Origin of the sequence: Flavobacterium xylosi (genome assembly GCF_042787345.1) — a bacterium.
GTDB lineage: Bacteria > Bacteroidota > Bacteroidia > Flavobacteriales > Flavobacteriaceae > Flavobacterium > Flavobacterium xylosi.
This window is the reverse complement of the sequence record NZ_JBHZPZ010000006.1, coordinates 1-18,126: the sequence shown is the minus strand read 5'-3', so window position 1 is coordinate 18,126 and position 18,126 is coordinate 1. Positions and strand designations below refer to the sequence as shown.

The 18,126-nt window shown below is 33.7% G+C and carries 14 protein-coding genes and 1 other RNA gene; 7 read left to right on the top strand and 8 right to left on the bottom strand.

The features are described 5' to 3' along the window. Positions 1-37: 37 nt before the first annotated feature. On the bottom strand, positions 38-1,459 hold the full coding sequence (locus ACFX5E_RS06425) for an ATP-dependent DNA helicase (protein WP_379854517.1): 1,422 nt from the start codon (positions 1,457-1,459) through the stop codon (positions 38-40). Between the two features lie 152 nt (positions 1,460-1,611). Here ACFX5E_RS06425 and ACFX5E_RS06420 point away from each other — a divergent pair, with 152 nt between their 5' ends. Together ACFX5E_RS06420 and ACFX5E_RS06415 are read left to right on the top strand one after the other, a co-directional pair. After that, positions 1,612-2,433 carry a DUF3822 family protein gene (locus ACFX5E_RS06420; protein WP_379854368.1) on the top strand — a complete coding sequence of 274 codons (822 nt, stop codon included), beginning with the start codon at positions 1,612-1,614 and terminating at the stop codon, positions 2,431-2,433. Continuing rightward, complete coding sequence (locus tag ACFX5E_RS06415; RefSeq protein WP_379854367.1) at positions 2,430-3,026, top strand: RsmD family RNA methyltransferase; 597 nt, start codon at positions 2,430-2,432, stop codon at positions 3,024-3,026. The genes ACFX5E_RS06420 and ACFX5E_RS06415 overlap by 4 nt, the downstream gene beginning before the upstream one ends. Positions 3,027-3,037: 11 nt before the next feature. Here ACFX5E_RS06415 and ACFX5E_RS06410 read toward each other — a convergent pair whose 3' ends face one another. Beyond that, entirely contained in the window at positions 3,038-3,973 is a 936-nt protein-coding gene (locus tag ACFX5E_RS06410; protein ID WP_379854366.1) for a ketopantoate reductase family protein, read from the bottom strand. 114 nt (positions 3,974-4,087) lie between these two features. Next, positions 4,088-4,405, bottom strand: an RNA gene (rnpB, locus tag ACFX5E_RS06405) — RNase P RNA component class A. Between the two features lie 118 nt (positions 4,406-4,523). Here rnpB and ACFX5E_RS06400 point away from each other — a divergent pair. The 3 genes from ACFX5E_RS06400 to dnaX all read left to right on the top strand — a co-directional run bounded on the left by ACFX5E_RS06400 (position 4,524) and on the right by dnaX (position 7,371). Beyond that, a complete protein-coding gene (locus tag ACFX5E_RS06400) occupies positions 4,524-4,823 on the top strand; it encodes a hypothetical protein (protein ID WP_379854365.1) in 300 nt (99 codons plus the stop codon). A gap of 87 nt (positions 4,824-4,910) precedes the next feature. After that, a complete protein-coding gene (locus ACFX5E_RS06395) occupies positions 4,911-6,023 on the top strand; it encodes a class I SAM-dependent methyltransferase (RefSeq protein WP_379854364.1) in 1,113 nt (370 codons plus the stop codon). 262 nt (positions 6,024-6,285) lie between these two features. Continuing rightward, entirely contained in the window at positions 6,286-7,371 is a 1,086-nt protein-coding gene (gene dnaX, locus ACFX5E_RS06390) for a DNA polymerase III subunit gamma/tau (protein ID WP_379854363.1), read from the top strand. Positions 7,372-7,465: 94 nt separating this feature from the next. Here the strand turns inward: dnaX and ACFX5E_RS06385 are convergent, their stop codons facing one another. After that, a complete protein-coding gene (locus tag ACFX5E_RS06385) occupies positions 7,466-7,597 on the bottom strand; it encodes a hypothetical protein (RefSeq protein WP_379854362.1) in 132 nt (43 codons plus the stop codon). A gap of 7 nt (positions 7,598-7,604) precedes the next feature. Between ACFX5E_RS06385 and ACFX5E_RS06380 the strand changes: the two genes are divergently transcribed. After that, positions 7,605-8,021, top strand: a complete 417-nt coding sequence (locus tag ACFX5E_RS06380; protein ID WP_379854361.1) for a DNA polymerase III subunit gamma/tau — start codon at positions 7,605-7,607, stop codon at positions 8,019-8,021. Between the two features lie 39 nt (positions 8,022-8,060). Here ACFX5E_RS06380 and ACFX5E_RS06375 read toward each other — a convergent pair whose 3' ends face one another. The 4 genes from ACFX5E_RS06375 to ACFX5E_RS06360 all read right to left on the bottom strand — a co-directional run bounded on the left by ACFX5E_RS06375 (position 8,061) and on the right by ACFX5E_RS06360 (position 12,280). Then, positions 8,061-8,702, bottom strand: a complete 642-nt coding sequence (locus tag ACFX5E_RS06375; protein WP_379854360.1) for a TMEM175 family protein — start codon at positions 8,700-8,702, stop codon at positions 8,061-8,063. A 66-nt stretch (positions 8,703-8,768) separates the two neighbouring features. Next, complete coding sequence (locus ACFX5E_RS06370; RefSeq protein ID WP_379854358.1) at positions 8,769-9,659, bottom strand: Ppx/GppA phosphatase family protein; 891 nt, start codon at positions 9,657-9,659, stop codon at positions 8,769-8,771. A gap of 58 nt (positions 9,660-9,717) precedes the next feature. After that, the gene (ppk1, locus tag ACFX5E_RS06365) at positions 9,718-11,790 is read right to left on the bottom strand and encodes a polyphosphate kinase 1 (RefSeq protein ID WP_379854357.1); all 2,073 of its coding nucleotides are present in this window, start codon (positions 11,788-11,790) and stop codon (positions 9,718-9,720) included. Between the two features lie 4 nt (positions 11,791-11,794). Further along, positions 11,795-12,280: a SixA phosphatase family protein gene (locus ACFX5E_RS06360; protein WP_379854356.1), complete on the bottom strand. Its 486-nt coding sequence runs from the start codon at positions 12,278-12,280 to the stop codon at positions 11,795-11,797. Positions 12,281-14,435: 2,155 nt separating this feature from the next. Between ACFX5E_RS06360 and ACFX5E_RS06355 the strand changes: the two genes are divergently transcribed. Further along, on the top strand, positions 14,436-18,126 hold a 3,691-nt coding region (locus tag ACFX5E_RS06355; protein WP_379854355.1), incomplete at its 3' end, for a beta strand repeat-containing protein.

The window sequence follows — 18,126 nt, the reverse complement described above, 5'->3', positions numbered from 1 at the left end:
AATAGAAAAATTTGCGAATTTGCGGTTATTTTTAAAATCATTCCACAAAATTCTCATCCTTAAAACCTATCAGATATAATTTATTTTTTGCTCGGGTCATAGCGGTGTACAACCATCGGATGTAATCTCGATTGATTCCATCCGGCAAATACGGCTGTTCTATAAAAACGGTATTCCACTGACCACCTTGCGATTTATGACAGGTTATTGCATACGAAAATTTAACCTGCAAGCCGTTGAAATATTCATTGGCTTTCACTTTCTGGAATTGGTTGAATTTGGTTTCTCCTTCATAATCTTTCAAAACTTCCTGATACAATCGGTTGGATTCTTCATAGGTTAAAGAAGGTGATTCGCTTTTTATGGTATCCAATAATAAAACGGTTTCAAACGGAATCTGACTTGGATAATCGACCATTCGTATTTTTACTTTGGCAAACTTAAAACCATACAATTCTTTGATATTGAAAATTTCCAACACTTCAATAATATCACCATTGGCAATAAAACCAGCTTCATCAGAATCTTTCAACCAAAAATAATTGTTCTTAACCACCATCAGGAAATCTCCCGTTGACAGTTCACTTTCTTTATCGAGGATTTTGGTTCGGATTTGCTCATTGTATTGATTTGCTCTTTTATTGGAACGAACAATAAACGCGGTGTCTTCGATACTGTAATTACTGTACGCCGAATTTATCGCATCCTGAATATCATACCCATCGGTCAATCGAACAATATCTTTAAATTTTCGAACATTAAATTTGAATTCCGTGATAAATGAATCTTTCAATAATTCCCGTAGTTCAGTTGCGTTATGCAAAATCCCAGAATTTTCTTCCTGACGCATTACTTCATCAAGCTCGATATGTTCTACTTCTTTGTCGTAATTCATACCCAAAGTTTGAATATCTAATGCGGGACTGATATCCAAATTCACCGGCGGCAACTGGGCAGTATCTCCCAATAAAATCATTTTGCAATTGGTTCCTGAATACACATACGAAATCAAATCATCTAATAAAGAACCGTTTTCGTATAACTTAGAATCTGAATTCGTATCTGAAATCATCGAAGCTTCATCGACGATAAAAATTGTATTCTTGTGTTTGTTTTGCTGCAACGTAAATGAAACGCCGCCACCCGAAGATTTCTTGGGGAAATATATTTTTTTATGAATCGTAAAAGCGGGTTTGTTCGAATAATTGGCAATTACTTTGGCTGCACGACCTGTTGGCGCAAGCAAAACATATTTCTTATTAATGTCTGCAAGATTATTTACAATAGTCGAAATCATTGTCGTTTTTCCCGTTCCTGCATACCCTTTTAGCACAAAAATGGTTCTATTATCGGGTTCCGTTAAAAAAATAGCAATTTTTTGAAAAAAAATATCCTGTTTGTAGGTGGGTTGAAAAGGGAATTTTTTCTGTAAAAGACTGTAAAACAAGGAGGAAGTCATGTGAAGTGGATTGCTATAAATGAACATCAAATATAAGTATGAAAATCAAGGGAATCGCATAAATTGACATTAGAATAAAAAAAAATTGTAAGTTTGTCACCGCTTTTACTCCTTTAAAGTTTCTAATGAAGAAATGGAATATAAATCCAAATATGTCAACACAAAATACAAACATAACCGAGAAGGTATATAAAAAACTTTCCATTCAGGTTTCCCTGACTGGGCTTTCGTTTTGCTGCTTTGATACGCTGAATGATACGGTTACTTCCTTTAATGAAGTGCATTTTGATACCTTTCATAAAGCGACAAAAATTGAGGATTTATTTGCCGATGCTTTTCGGGATTATCCTCAGTTAAAGGATTCGTACGATGAGATTCTGGTGATTCACAATAACAATCTTTCTACGTTTGTTCCTGCCCCACTTTTTGACGAGAACTTTCTAGGGAGTTATTTGCAATACAACACTAAGGTTTTTAAAACTGACTTTTTTGCTTTTGATGAAATCGCAAATTACGAAATGAATGCTGTTTATATTCCGTACGTGAATATCAACAATTTTTTTATCGATCAGTTTGGCGCTTTTGATTACAAACATGCCAATAGTATTTTAGTTTCCAAATTATTGGTTGCTTCCAAAAATAAAGATGACAAAAAAATGTTCGTTCATATGAATTCGGAACATTTTGAAATCATTGTGGTTCAAAACCAAAAATTACTGCTTTTCAATTCTTTCGATTATAAGACACCAGAGGATTTCTTGTATTACATATTATTCACTGCGGAACAATTGAACCTAAATCCAGAGAATTTTCCATTGGAACTAATCGGAAATATTGATACTGAAAGTGATTATTTCAAAATAGCTTACAAATACATTCGCAACGTTTCACTTATTGACGTAAACGATTTGCGATGGAACAATTATTTTTCTGAGGCCGAAAACAGAAATCATTTTATACTTTTCAACTCATGAGAATCATTTCAGGAAAATACAAAGGAAGACGCATTTCTCCTCCAAAAGGCCTACCCGTTCGTCCCACCACCGATATGTCAAAAGAAGCGTTATTCAATGTTTTGAATAACCATTTTAGTTTTGAAGGACTTAAAATATTAGATTTATTTGCCGGAACAGGAAATATCAGTTATGAATTTGCCTCTAGAGGAAGTACACCTATCACATCCGTTGATGGTGATTTTGGTTGCGTAAAATTTATCAAGCAAGTGGCGACGGAATTCGATTTTAATATTGCCGCCACAAAAAGTGATGTTTTCACTTATTTAGAAAGATGTAAAACTTCATACGATATCATATTTGCAGATCCGCCTTACGCCTTAGATCAAGCCACCTTTGAGAAAATTGTATCCTTAATTTTCGAAAAAGAATTACTTAATCAAGATGGAATGATGGTAATTGAACATTCTAAATACACCAAACTGGACCACATGATTAATTTCTCTTTCAAGAAAAGTTATGGTGGCTCTATTTTTAGTTTCTTCGAAATTGAATCGGATTCTGATGACGAAAATGACGAAGAATCTTCGGAAAATGATGGCGAAGAAGAATAGTCCTTATATATTTAATTAGGAATTGAAACACTTGACAATTTATCCAAAACCATTTGGTAAGTAGGTGTTTCAATTTCATATTTCAATCCTTCATTTACAACAAACTCAGTCAAAGAAAAAAGTTCAATTTTTCGCCCCGCCATCAAATCCCGATGCATGGAAGAAGTGGCATCACGAGGCGTTTTCTCTAATTTAAGAATTGTTTGCATGATAATATCAGCAGGTAAATTCAATCCTTTTACGGCAGCAATCATGGTAATTTCGTTTAATAAAGAAACGTAAACTCCTCTACTCGATTGACTGTCTAAAATCTCCCCGATATTTTGATCTAAATACGATGTGGCGGAAGCCAACGCCGAAATAAATATGAATTTTTCCCAAATCGTTTCTTCAATATCATCAACGAGATAGCTTTCGATTGAAGCTTTCTGAAAAATCGCCTGCAATTTATTTAATGTCGCAATTGGGGCTGTTCTTGATCCAAAAAAGAGTTTTTCATAAGCTCCAATCTTTTTAATAACACCGGAAGATACAATCATCGAAACAATATAAACACATCCTCGTAAAACTTCGTTATCAGGAAATAAATTACTGATCCGTTCTGGCGCATCGACACCATTATATAAAGGAAGGATAACCGTATTCTTGGTTATATTTTTTTTAATGGAGAGAAGGCTCTCTTCAATATCATACGTTTTTGTAGCGCAAATAAGGTAATCCAGTTTTCCAATTATTGTGGAATCATCGGAAACGATACTAGGAAAAACAGTTATTTCGCTTTCTTCTAAAATTATTTTCAACCCGTTTTGTGCTATTGCTTTCTGGGTTTCGCCACGAGCAATAAATATTATTTCAACAGAATCAGATTCGGCATACCCTTTGGCCAATAATCCACCAAAATAGCCACCTACTCCACCCATTCCTAAAATTCCAATTCTTGTTTTCATAAATACTTATTTTAAAATAAAAATTAAACCATTGAGAAATTAAGTTTCATTAAGCCTTATGACTTAATGAAACTTAATTTCTCAATGGTTCTCTTTTAGATTTCACAATCAATAAAAAAATGCAGACCTATAAGCCGGATTCTGTCTCTGATAAATCGGAGCCTTATCATTTATCTAGATCCCGTATTACTATGGGACTCAAGCTATCTACCCTTCAACAACGGACGAGAAGCCCTTAAATGCTGATATACTTGATATTTCACCGCATAGAGTTTACCTGGTTTCACTACAGCATTACCTGTACATACTTTCTGTTGCACTTGTCCTAATCCGATTGCTCGAACCGACGGGCGTTACCCGTTATGCTTCCCTATGGTGTCCGGACTTTCCTCCCTCTTGATTACTCAAAACGACGATAAGGCGGTCTGCGGTGCGAATTTACGACATTTATTCCTGTTTTTAGATTTTAGATTAGTTACTTTAACAAGTCTTTGACAACAAATTCATAATAAAATAGTTACCTTTAATAATTAACCATAAATCTTCTATTATGTCAAACATGTATCATTATGCAACCGTTTCTGAGGCTCTGGATGATTTAAATGAAAAAGGATATACCTTCGATTTTAATATTCACGGAGAAGACATTATTAAAAATCCTCATCGCTATGAAATTGAACATATTTACCGCTATGAAGGAGACAGTAATCCCGATGATGAATCAACGGTTTACGGTATAAAATCAAGTTCTGGTAAAAAAGGCGTTTTTGTAGCTGGATTTTCCGCAAATTCCGAAAATGATGCCGCAAGAGTTTTGACTGAAATCAGCATTAAAGGAAGAAACAAATAAGGTTTATTTGAGTTGTACTTTCTCAGTTATAAAACCTGTTTGTATTCTATTTTTTGAGAAAAAATCAAGATTTAATACCAAAATCCGATGTTACTTTCCGAAATTATAATAGAACGAATCAAGAAAGAAGGTCCCATATCTTTTCGGGATTTTATGGAGATGGCTTTGTATTATCCTGAATTGGGATATTATAATTCTGCTCCAAACAAGATTGGGGCAAATGGTGATTTTTACACCAGTGCCAATCTCACTGCCGCATTTGGCGCTATGATAGGCCGCCAAATAGAAGAAATGTGGGAAAACTTAGAAAAAAAATCTTTTAAAATTGTTGAATATGGTGCCGGAACTGGTTTATTATGCCATGATATTTTAGATTATCTCAAGAATAATAGCTCTTTATATGACAGCTTAACGTATTGCATTATTGAAAAAAGCTCCAGCATGCGAGAAATTCAAAAGAAACATTTGCATGAAAAAGTAAACTGGTATAACTCCATTCAAGAAATTCCTGAAATTAATGGCTGTATTTTATCTAATGAATTGATTGATAATTTCGCCGTTCATCAGGTAATTATGGAAGACCAACTTATGGAGGTATTTGTAGATTATAATGAGGACTTTATCGAAATTTTGAAACCCGCAAAAAAAGAACTTACCGATTATTTTACTTCATTAAATGTACAATTACCAAAAGGCTTCCGCACAGAAGTAAATCTTGAAGCTAAATCTTGGATAAAGGACGTTTCTCAATCCTTACAGAAAGGCTATATAATCACCATCGATTATGGATCTTTATCGGCTGAATTATACAACAACCGCAGGAGTTGCGGTACACTCTTATGTTATCAGAAACATCAAACAAACGAGAATCCCTATCAATTTATCGGTCAACAAGATATCACAACGCACATCAACTTTTCAGCACTTTCGAATTGGGGCTCCCAATACGGAATGGACTGTTGCGGAATCGTCGATCAAGCGCAATTTTTATTAGCGTTGGGTATTAAAGAATATCAAAATTCAGCTTTAAAAAACAATCCGGGGAATTTGCAAATGGCAATGCAGCAATCAATGATAAATTACAGATTATTGGTAGATATGGGAATGAAATTTAAAGTATTAATACAACAAAAAGGAGTGCCGGAATATCCGCTATCAGGATTGAAATTTTTGAATTCTTCAAAAGCAGTTATTAGCTAACAATCCCATCAGATTTCGAAATATTCAATATTTTTCAAATTGCAATTTATGAGGAGCAATTTACTTCGTCAGTTCGCTTCGTTCGTGTCCAGCTATCCTTTGCAATCTTATTCGCCGAACCCCGGCTCATAAGGATTTTCACTATTATCTGGGCTAGGGAATTTGGGAAATAAAAACCATTTGAAAAATTATAAAATCTTTCAATACTTATATTTTTCCATCTTTAAATTAAAACCTATATTTGCTTTCGAATAAAAATTCTATGGAACAATTTGTTGTCTCGGCTCGTAAATATCGTCCTCAAACATTTAAAGATGTTGTAGGCCAAAAAGCCATTACAAATACTTTATTGAATGCCATAGAAAGCAATCACCTTGCTTCTGCCCTATTATTTACAGGACCTCGTGGAGTTGGTAAAACTACTTGCGCTCGTATTTTGGCTCGAAAAATCAATCAGCCAGGTTATGACGATCCAAATGAGGATTTTGCTTTTAATGTTTTCGAATTAGATGCAGCTTCTAACAATTCAGTTGATGATATCCGTAATTTAATTGACCAAGTCCGTATTCCGCCACAAACCGGACAATACAAGGTTTATATTATTGATGAGGTTCACATGCTGTCATCGGCAGCTTTCAATGCTTTCCTGAAAACACTTGAAGAACCGCCAAAGCACGCCATTTTTATTTTGGCTACTACTGAAAAACATAAAATTATTCCAACGATACTTTCTCGTTGCCAAATATTTGATTTCAAGAGAATTACCGTAAAAGATGCCAAAGAACATCTTGCCGAAGTTGCAACTAGTCAAGGTGTAAATTTTGAAGATGACGCTTTGCATATTATTGCACAAAAAGCAGATGGCGCCATGCGTGATGCTTTGTCTATTTTTGACCGAGTGGTTTCTTTTTGTGGAAAAGATTTGACACGTCAGGCCGTTACCGAAAACCTGAATGTGTTAGATTATGAAACTTACATTTCAGTTACCGATTTAATTCTGGAAAATAAAATTCCTGAATTACTATTGGCTTTTAATGATATTCTTTCTAAAGGATTTGATTCGCATCATTTTGTTTCAGGATTAGCATCGCATTTTAGAGATTTATTGGTTTCAAAAACTCCTTCCACTTTATCATTATTGGAAGTTGGTGAACAAGCCCAACAAATGTATGGTGTGCAAGCACAAAAATGTAGTCAAGACTTTCTTTTGAAAGGAATTGAGATTGCAAATGATTGTGATTTAAAATACAAGCTAAGTCAAAACCAGCGATTACTTGTTGAACTTTGTTTAATGCAATTGGCCTCTATCACTTTTGATGGAGAAAAAAAAAAGTTGACAAATTTATAATTCCACCCACCTATTTTAGAAAGAATGATTACTCAATAACAGTTCAAACTAAAACTGAAGATTCAAAACCTGTTGTTCAAACTATAGAATCTGTTCAAGAAAAAGAACCGGATCCGATAATTATTGTTCCAACAATTGCAATTCCTGACCCTGCAGTAAAAATTGGCATTCCAAATTCAAGTGAAACAAAAGTTTCTGCCTTTTCATTGTCGAGTATTCGTGCCAAAAAAGCATTGGAAGAAAGCAATAAAGGAATTGTAAAAGAAGTACTTCATTTACCTACTGAGGCTTTCACGGAAACAGAAATGTTACTATTTTGGAATAAATATGCCCAACGTTTAGGAGATAAAGGCTATAAAATCATGGAATCGCTATTATTAATAAACGATCCAAAACTCAACGGAACTGCCATCACATTAGAATTGCCAAATGAAGGTTCAAAATTAGATTTTGAAAAAGAAGTCAACGGACTTTTAGGGCATTTGAAAGGTCATTTGCACAATCATGATATCACAATAGAAGTTCTTGTGAATGAAAGTGTTGAAAGTAAGAGAAATTTTAATGACCAGGACCGATACAACAGGCTTCTTGAAATAAATCCAAATATTGATTTATTGAGAACTACTTTTGGACTTGACCTCAATGTTTAAACTCAGGTGATTCATTTAAACTGAACCAATATACAACATCTATTCTTCGTGTGGACCTGTTCTTTTTTGCACTGAATTTATTTCTTTTTCAGCTGGATCTATTTCATGGGGATTTATTTTTCTTTCAATTTTTTTGTCTCGCTTAAGCCATATCATGGCAACCATTATATAAATAAAACCAGCAACCCATTCGTTTAGAAAAGAAAATAATATCGCTATAAAATATAAAATGAGGGTGATTTTTCCTTTCCTATCTTTTCCTACTGCTTTCGCTAACAATGAATCTTTGCCTTCGTTTGCAATAACTACACATTGGAGAATCCAAAAATGGATGGAGCATAAAAAAAGAATTACGCCATACAATGTCATTGTGGCTTTAGCAAAAAGATGCTCCCCCATCCAATTAGTTGAAATAGGTATCAATGACAACCAGAATAAGAAATGTAAGTTAGCCCAAAGTATATTGCCGTTTATTTTTGTAATACTTTGCATCAAATGATAATGATTTTTCCAATATATACCTAAATAAGTAAAACTCAAAATATAACTAATAAATTTTGGAAATAGAGGTATTAAATCACTGAAATTTCTTCCTTGAGGCACTTTGATTTCCAATATCATGATGGTTATTACTATTGCCAAAACACCATCACTGAACATTACTAATCTATGCTTTTCCATTTGGATACTTTTACATAAAGGTAATTCCAAATTTCAAATTAAATAGTTAAAAATCAGTTATTTAAATTATATTTTACCGAGATACATCGCTTTTACAATACCATCTGAAAGACCAATTTTAGGCACATAAATATTTCTTGCTCCACTCCATTTCATTGCATTAAGATAAATTCTTGTAGCAGGGATAATTACATCGGCACGATCGGGATTCAAACCCAATTCTGATATTCTTTGATCATATGTAAGTGTATTTAAAAAAGCATATTGAGAGTTCATATAAATATAAGACAAAGGTTTTTCTTGAGTTTTTCCCGACATTTTGAATAACTTATTAATATTTCCGCCGGAACCTATTAAGATAACTTCATCATAATCTTGGGTATTTATCTTAATCCATTTTTCAATTTCATCCCAAACCACATCACATACCATTTCATTGATTAAACGCACTGTCCCTGCTTTGAAAGATCTCGAATTTACCATTTTTCCATTTGAAAACAAGGTAAATTCAGTACTTCCACCACCTACATCTACAAAAAGGTAGGTTTGATCCGATTTTAATAAATGGTGTAAATCAGTTGAAGCAATTATTGCAGCTTCTTTTTTTCCGTCGATTATTTCTATTTTGATATCCGCTTTTTTCTTGATAAGGGCAACAACTTCTTTACCGTTATAAGCCTCTCTCATAGCCGAGGTGGCAAAGGCCATATAACGTTCCACTTTATGAACTTTCATTAACAAATAGAACGCTCTCATCGCATCACACATACGCTCCATATTCTCTTCAGAAATTTCACCTACGGTAAAGGCATCTTGTCCTAAACGAATTGGAACACGAACTAATGAACTTTTATTAAATTGAGTTTCTTTTCCATCTTGCTCAACAATATTGGTAATTAACAAACGCATTGCATTTGAACCAATATCAATCGCTGCATATTTTTTAATTTTAATCATGCTTATATTATGATTTGAAATCTATTTTTAATTTTAATTAATGATAAATAGTTTACCCCTAAGTAGCTTTTTCTACCAGGACTTCCACTTTGTTTTGATAATATTTATAAGTCTCCCATTGAGCCCTGAAAATAGGATCCTGATTTCTTACTCTATATTTATTATCCAATGTATAAGAATGATAACGGGCTTTCACGTTTCCTTTCCATCCTAAATTGAAATTGTCAATTAGTTCATTTTTAATTTCCTGATCATAAATTGGACAAGTAACTTCAACTCGACCATCCAGATTTCTGGTCATAAAATCAGCAGAAGAAATGTAAACTTCCGTTTGCCCGGCATTACCAAATATATAAATTCTAGAGTGTTCCAGATAATTGTCTACGATACTTATCGCTTCAATGTTTTCGCTCATTCCAGTAATACCGGGTATCAAGGAGCAAATCCCTCTTACTTCAAGTTGTATTTTCACTCCTGCTGTGCTTGCTTCGTATAATTTATCAATCATTTTAAAATCAGACAAACTGTTCATTTTTAATTTTATGAATGTTTTTCTGCCTGCTAATGCGTGCAAAATCTCTCTGTCTATCAATTTATAAAATCGAGATCGGGTATAATGAGGGGAAACAATAAGATGTTTGTAGCGATGCACTCTGTAATTGATATCAAAAAAATCAAATATTTTTGTGATGTCTTTTAGAATCTGTTGATGACTTGTAAAAAGGGTTACATCCGTATATACTTTTGCTGTAGATTCATTAAAATTTCCGGTGGAAATGAAACCATACCTTTTAATTTTATCCTTTTCAATTCTTTCAATAACACATATTTTACTATGCACTTTTAATCCTTTTATTCCAAAAATGAGTTCTATACCTTCAAGTTGCATTTGCTCTGCATAAGAAATATTAGAGGCTTCATCAAAACGTGCTTGCAATTCTATTTGAACAGTAACTTTCTTTCCATTTTTGGCTGCATTTATTAGCGAACTTATAATTTGAGAGTTTTTAGCCAATCTATATAAAGTAATTTTTATAGAAGTTACCTTTGGATCAAGGGCTGCTTCTCGCAAAAATTTTGTCAGATAAGAAAAAGACTGATAAGGCGCATTTAATAAATAATCTTTTTTACTTATTTTTTCTAACATACTCCCTTCAAGGCTTAAACCGGGAATCGGCAGTGGGTCATTAGTTTTATATAATAAATCAAATCTACCAAGATTTGGAAAATTCATGTAATCGCGTCTGTTATGGTATCTGCCACCAGGAATTATACTATCCGTAGCAACAATATTCATTTTATCCAGAAAAAACTGTAGCGTATCTTTGTCAATTAATTGATCATAAATAAACCGAACGGGTTCCCCTATACGTCTGTCTTTTACACTTGTGGTAATTTTTTCAATCATACTTTTACTCAAATCACTATCGATGTCTAATTGGGCATCTCTGGTAATTTTTATCATATGAGCCGAAATACTTTCGTAATCGAAAATATTAAAAATACTACTCAAATTATGCCTTATCACATCATCAATTAAGATGACATATTGTTTTTCATTATCTGAAGGCAGGACAACAAAACGATTTAATGTTTTTGGGATTTCAACAATTGCATATCGGACCTCATTATTAAGTTTCATAATGAGCTTTATCGCTAAATATCCCGAAGTATCTTTCAACAATGGGAATTCAGCTAAATCATTTAGTATGATCGTAACCAATTCAGGACTTAACTTTTGAATGAAAAAATCTTTTAAAAAAATTTCCTGATCGATAGAAATCTGATCTTCATTGATAATGAATATATTCTTAGACTCTAATGTAGCCTCAATCGTACTTAAAATTCGTAAACTTTCTGATTGCTGCTCTATTACAATTTCTGTTATATCTTTAACTAATTCTTGAGCCGAAATACCACCCAAATACTTTTCTCCTGATATTCCTGAAAGACTTAATCGTCTGATAGCTGCAAAACGAACTCTAAAAAACTCATCAAGATTATTAGAAAATATCCCTAAAAATCGCAGTCTGTCTAATAAAGGTACCGAATCATCTGCCGCCTCTTGAAGAACTCTTGCATTAAATGCTAACCAACTTTTTTCTCTATCAATATATTTATGTTCTGGCATGTACTTATTTTAAATCTTTGGGGAATATTATTTTTTTTGTTTTGCCTTTATCAATTTTTGTCCAATCATCCGTTTTAAACTGTAAAGATACAAACCCAGCTGTAGGAACATTATCAATAATGACATCCCCAAATTTATTAACAAAATTTGTAATAGCACCATTATGACCAAAAAGAATAACACTATCGAATAAATTATCACTTGATTTAATAACTTTCTCTAGTCTTTTTTCGTCGAATGTATAAAGGTCGTCTTTATAAATGATAGATTCAATAGGATAAGAAATATTTTGAGCAAAAATAAGTGCTGTGTCTGAAGCTCTTTTTGCGGAGCTGCTCCAGATAATATATGTTTTAGGGAGAATATCTTTGATTTTTAAAGAAACAAGATGGGCATCTTTAATTCCATGGTGTGTCAAAGGCCTTTCTTTGTCATGTAAAGGAGCATCCCAACTTGACTTTGCATGTCTAATTAAAATTAAATTTTTCATAAGAAAATAATCATTTAGAAATCGAAGTAAACTAAGTTCCAAGTAGCGAAATATTCCACAACAATTTACAAAAGAAAAGCTAATTTTTCGGCTTTTTTTTCTAAATATTTTTGGTACATTTAAAAAAATAAATAAAAATTATAATCAATTGTATTTAAAAAAGTTAGCGGTTAAAATTTAAGTTTTCATTATTTTTCTATTTTAGCCCGCGATTATTAATGTAATTGGCCGTAAAACGAACGTTTCAACGACTATTTAAGTCATTGGTAGGGAAACGTATTTATAATTGTTTTTTCTTACTAGTTTATCAGTTAAAAATGTAAAAACATAACTAAAATTTTAAAACAAATTTTAAAGTGTATGAGTAATAATTGAAGAATTATTAATTTATGGTAAAAAACTCCCCAAATCAAATTGTTAACCTACAAAACAATTTTTTTTATCGCTAAAGCTATTCTTTTTATTCTTAAAAAGAATTTTGCCTATGTGGGCACTACTATTTTATTTTGCAAGTCCTATTTCGCAAGTCTCAAGCGAAAATAACTTTAACTTTTAAATTAAGAAGGTAAAATTATTTAATTCAGATTTGAGATTATCCAAACAAAAATCATCAAGTACTCTTTCGAATGTTAAGAAAGCGCATAATTTACAGTCCAAATCTTTTTTGTGCAGGCGGCTTAGAGGGCCAATATATTTGAGCTTGAAGGACTGATTTCTTATGTGACTTAATGATCCGGCTAAATTTGGAACGGTTTCGAGGTCGGGAACCAACCATTCCGAATATTTTTTAATGGCGTTTTATTTAAATTTAGGGCATCGTTTGTCGTATTTAAATTCTGTGGTTTTGTAATAGTTCTCATTTTAGTTTTGTAACGGCTTCGTAAATTTTTTTTATGACGGATTATAAAAAATGTAAAAATAGTATTGTTTTAATAATAATTCTACGCAGTGGTTTATGCTATTATAGTAGGCTTTTTTACTAGTATTTTGGTGCCATATACCGTTGCTATTTTTCGAAATAAAATGAAAAATTATTAATTCGTTAAAAGTTAATAATAATATTAAATTGTACGGTTTATCGTGAAAAAATGGCGTTTATTGGACTATTTATGGTTCGAAAGCAATTTATTTTTTTTGTTCTTTTGATTTGTATATTTGCTCCTGTTTATGCAATATTTTTTGAGACAATTGATGATTTGATACAGTTTAGCTGATAAAGCATATTGATTTTTTAATGCAATAAAATTAATCCATTTCCAAAGTAGGAGCATAAACATTCATTTGTTTGTAATCGTGTATACTAGTAATTTTTTACTAGAAAAAAAACGATTTTCTTATCTGCTAAACAAGCATACTAGCTCTTAAATACCTCGTTTGATATATCATTAATTTTATTTTTAGACGTAATTAAAAGATCTATTGTGCTTTTGCACGGATGTTTTGATGCATTTTGGTAAAAAAAATTATTGAAAAACCGAATTTTCAGAAAAAAAAATGCAATTTTTTAATAAGATATATTATATTAATTTGAGATAAGACGTACTTTGGCTAAGAAAAATGCACTTTGTCGACAAAAGTTAATATAAATTGGATAAAATTTTCTTTGAGTAGTAAAACATCTATTTTTGTGGGTTCAAAGTGCTGAATTTTACTACTTTTAGTTTTTTATTTCTAAGATTGTAAAACTTATTAAGGTAATCAAATTATTTTGTGCAGCTAAATAAAAAAAGCAAGGCTATAAGTTGTCATTTTGTAGTGATTTTTACAATTGTCGTATGGAAGTGAATAGGATATCAAAATTAAAAAACTAATAAGAAAATTAAAGTATGAAGAACTCTACTATTGGTACTACTTTGTTTCAATTATCATTATTTTTTATTCTGCCTCTGGTAAAATTTATTTGTCTACGGTGGAATGCTATTGTTTCTAAAGACAATAGATTTTTAAAGCAATTCTTTAATTTCGAAAATGCCATTAATTCGTTCCCTGGTTCTGGTCAAAAGCGCAATAGCCGATTTTGTAACCCTGATGGTACTTTGATTTTTTTTCGTAATTATCGACTATGATTTTATTTCGAAATCCCCAACATTAAATTTAAATCTAATGTTGGGGATTCTGTGTGAATAATTGATTGCTACTCTTTTTTATTTCTAATATGCCCCCATCATACATGAAAAACTTTACTTCTATAAAAATTTCCCTATTTATTGCATTTCTCTTTTTTCTTTCTTTTGGAACAGTAACTGGGCAAACACCAGGATTAATTACTACACCAGCCTCTGCACCAGGCAACAGCGTTTTGGATCCCAATGGTGATGGTTATACATCTGCAAATACTTCTGGATTCATCTCAGATGATCAAATCGAAAGTGAAATTCCATATCGCTCTTTGGTTTTTATCAAGGTCGAGCCTAATGGTGATTTGTATGCGGGACCTAATTGTGGTTTTACTGATTTTGTTGACGAAGGTGATGAGGATCCTATTCAGCAATATATAGATGCGAACGGAAACTGGATGTTTAGAATGAGAATGGGTAAATCATCTCCAAATTCTAAAAGTTATAGCATATTAATTGATACCGACGGCCTTTTTGGAGGGAGCGGTCCCAATAGAGATCCTCAATTTTCTAGTTCAAATCCAGGTTTTGAAATTGAAATTGTCTTGGCAACTAATTTTGGTGTTTTTGTATATGATGTAAATAATGCGAAATGTACACCAGTTATTTCATACCTTGGAACTACCAATTATCAAAAATCGAAAGCACTTACTAACAATTGTGGAGATCCAGACTATTTTTATGATTTCTTCGTAAAAATGAGTGATTTGACCACCACTTTTGCTGCAGCAACACCGGCTCCTGTTACAATAAATGCAAGTACTCCAGTTCGTATGGCAGTTGTTGATAATATGGCTGCTAATAAATCAACAATATGCAATTTATCTTCGGCATCTGATGTAGCTGGAGTAGATTCTAGTTGTGGAAGTCTTAATAATTGTTTAACTGATCTTATTGATAATTATACACCTTGCCCTGCAGGTCAAGTATGCCAAGATCGTACAACCTGTCCTGCTATAAATGGGCCAATTTATACTGCTAATACCACTATCACAGGTACTTCAACAGAAGTTTCGGGTACTCTAATCACAGTTTCTGTTTATGCTAGTGATGGAGTGACATTGTTACGAACAGGAACCACTACCACAACAGGAACTACATGGACAATAAATGTTTCTGTGCTTAGTCCATCTGGTACATTAGCAACAGGACAGATTGTAAGAGCGACCGCAAAAGCAATTGGCAAAGGGACCTCTATAGATAATTGTAGCGAAAAAACTGTTTTAGGAGCACCATGTACGATAGCTGCTCCTACTTCAATAACCAGAACGAATGGTGATAAAGATATGATTGTAAATTATGCAACACTTACAGGTGTTGTTACGATTAATGTTTACAACGCTGATGGTTCTCTATGGAAAACACTTACAACTGGTAACGTAACCAGTAATCAAGCTTTACTGAATAATGGAACGCCTACTGCAAATGGATCTAAGGTTCCAGACGGAACATATTATGCCACAGTAACGTTACAAGGTTGTACTTCACCACGATTGGAAGTTTGTTTAGGTTCATATATATCAAATCCTCCAGCAGTTAGTTCACCATTAACAGCAGGTGAAACAACAATTTCAGGTACAGGCCAAATAGGTTTCAATATCATAGTATATGCAGATGGAGTGCAAATTGCTACTCAAAATAACTTATCAACTACAAATTGGTCTGTAACAGTTCCTGCATTAACTGCCTGTCAAGTTATTACTGCGAAACAAAATAGTATTTCAGATGTTAGGACGAATAATGGGTTTTGTAATTCCGCACCTTCGAACTCAGTTACTGTTACTAGAATTGCCGCTACTCCAACTATCACAACATTTAGTTGTGTTGCATCTCCGTTTGCTGCACGTGGCACTTCTTCGGAAAATGGTGCCACAATTACTTTATATCAACCTAATTCAGCGGGCACTATAGTAGGTACTGGCACTGTAATCGGAGGAAGTTGGTCTATTGTACCAACAGTTTCATCCGGAACTATAGTTGCAAAAATAAATGGAACATCGTGTGTATTAACAAGTGCAGATTCTGCGCCAGTTACCTATACAAGACAGTCTAGTACTACAGCCTATACTATTGGCATTACAGCGCCCACCGAGGGACAAAGTTTTGTTACTGGTACGATATCTGGAGGAACTTATCCTGTTAAAATAACGCTATATGAAGATGGATCGCCAATTGTTAATACTTCTGCCGTTCCTTACACCGTTGACGTGAATGCAGCAGGAAATTGGACAGTTAATGGTTTATCTCCAAATGATTTATATGTTGGTGGTATTATTCAAATATCTGTATCTGTTGGAGCTGGTTGCGAAAGCAATTTAAGCGCAACTCAGGTTACAGTTTTATGTAAAACACCAATTTTACAAACCTATACTGGGGGCAGTCAGTCCTATTGTTCAGGACGTCCTGGAAGTATCATTTTAAATTCATCTGAATCTGGTGTAATTTATGAATTAGTGAATGGAGCGGGAACCGCTGTTGGTCCATCTGCGGTTGGAACTGGTGGCCCTATTACCTTATCTACTTTTGCATTATCTGCCAATTTATTGAATATTTACGTTAAAGCATATAAATCATCCGATAATAATTGTGCAATAACTTCAACAGTACCAATCAATTTTGATACACAGCGTCCTTCACCTACAGTAACATTTAGTACCACATCGCTTTCAGTTCAGCAGGGAACAACTTCGCTTAATTATCCTTTTTCAGCCAAATCAAGTTCTCCTGTAGCGGATCTTTATAGTATTGATTATTCTATAGCAGCCAACAATCAAGGTTTTACTGATGTAACCACTGCGCAAGCTATTCCAGCTGCACCAGGTAATATCGTTCTAGTAATTCCAGCTTCCGCAGCTGTTGGAACATACACAGCAACTATGACTGTGAGCAGTAGTAGTGGCAATTCTTGTGTATCCATTTATAATTTTTCAATAACAATTTTTAGTGCATCATCACCACCCGTAATAAGCATGCAGCCTGCAAGTCAATCAATTTGTTCAGGTTCTTCAACCATATTATCAGTGACAGCTTCGAGTGCATCAACAATGTCTTATCAGTGGCAATCCTCAACTGCTTTTGGTGGAGTTTATGGAAATGTTTCCGGAGGTTCGGGGGCAACAACTGCAACCTATACTACACCAGCACTTACTAATACAACTTATTATCGCGTTTTAGTTACAAATTCATCTGGAACTACAACCAGTGAGGTGGCTACCGTAACTGTGAATGCGGCTGCCGCCCAAGCTATATCCGGAATTTCACCATTATGTAGTGGGACTTCAACAACTTGGACAAGCACCAACTCAGGAGGATCATGGTCTAGTGGCAATACAAGTGTTGCTACTGTAGATTCATTAACAGGATTGGTAACAGGGGCCTCCGAGGGAACATCAGAAATCACTTATTCTGTAACGGTTGGAGGATGTGTAAATACAGCAAATAAAACTGTAGCGGTAACTACTAGACCAGCAGCGCCAACAGCAAGTGTAACAGAACAACCAACATGTACTCTTGCCACTGGAACGATTACAGTAACGGCGCCAGCAAATGGTTCAGGAGTAAGTTATACCGTAACAGGAACAAGTCCAGTAGTTGCTGCACAAAGCAATGCAGCAGGAACTTTCTCAGGATTGGCTGCAGGAAACTATAACGTGACAACAACCGTTGGCGGATGTACTTCAAATACTACGGCTCTAACAGTAAATGCACAGCCAGCAACACCAGCAGCGC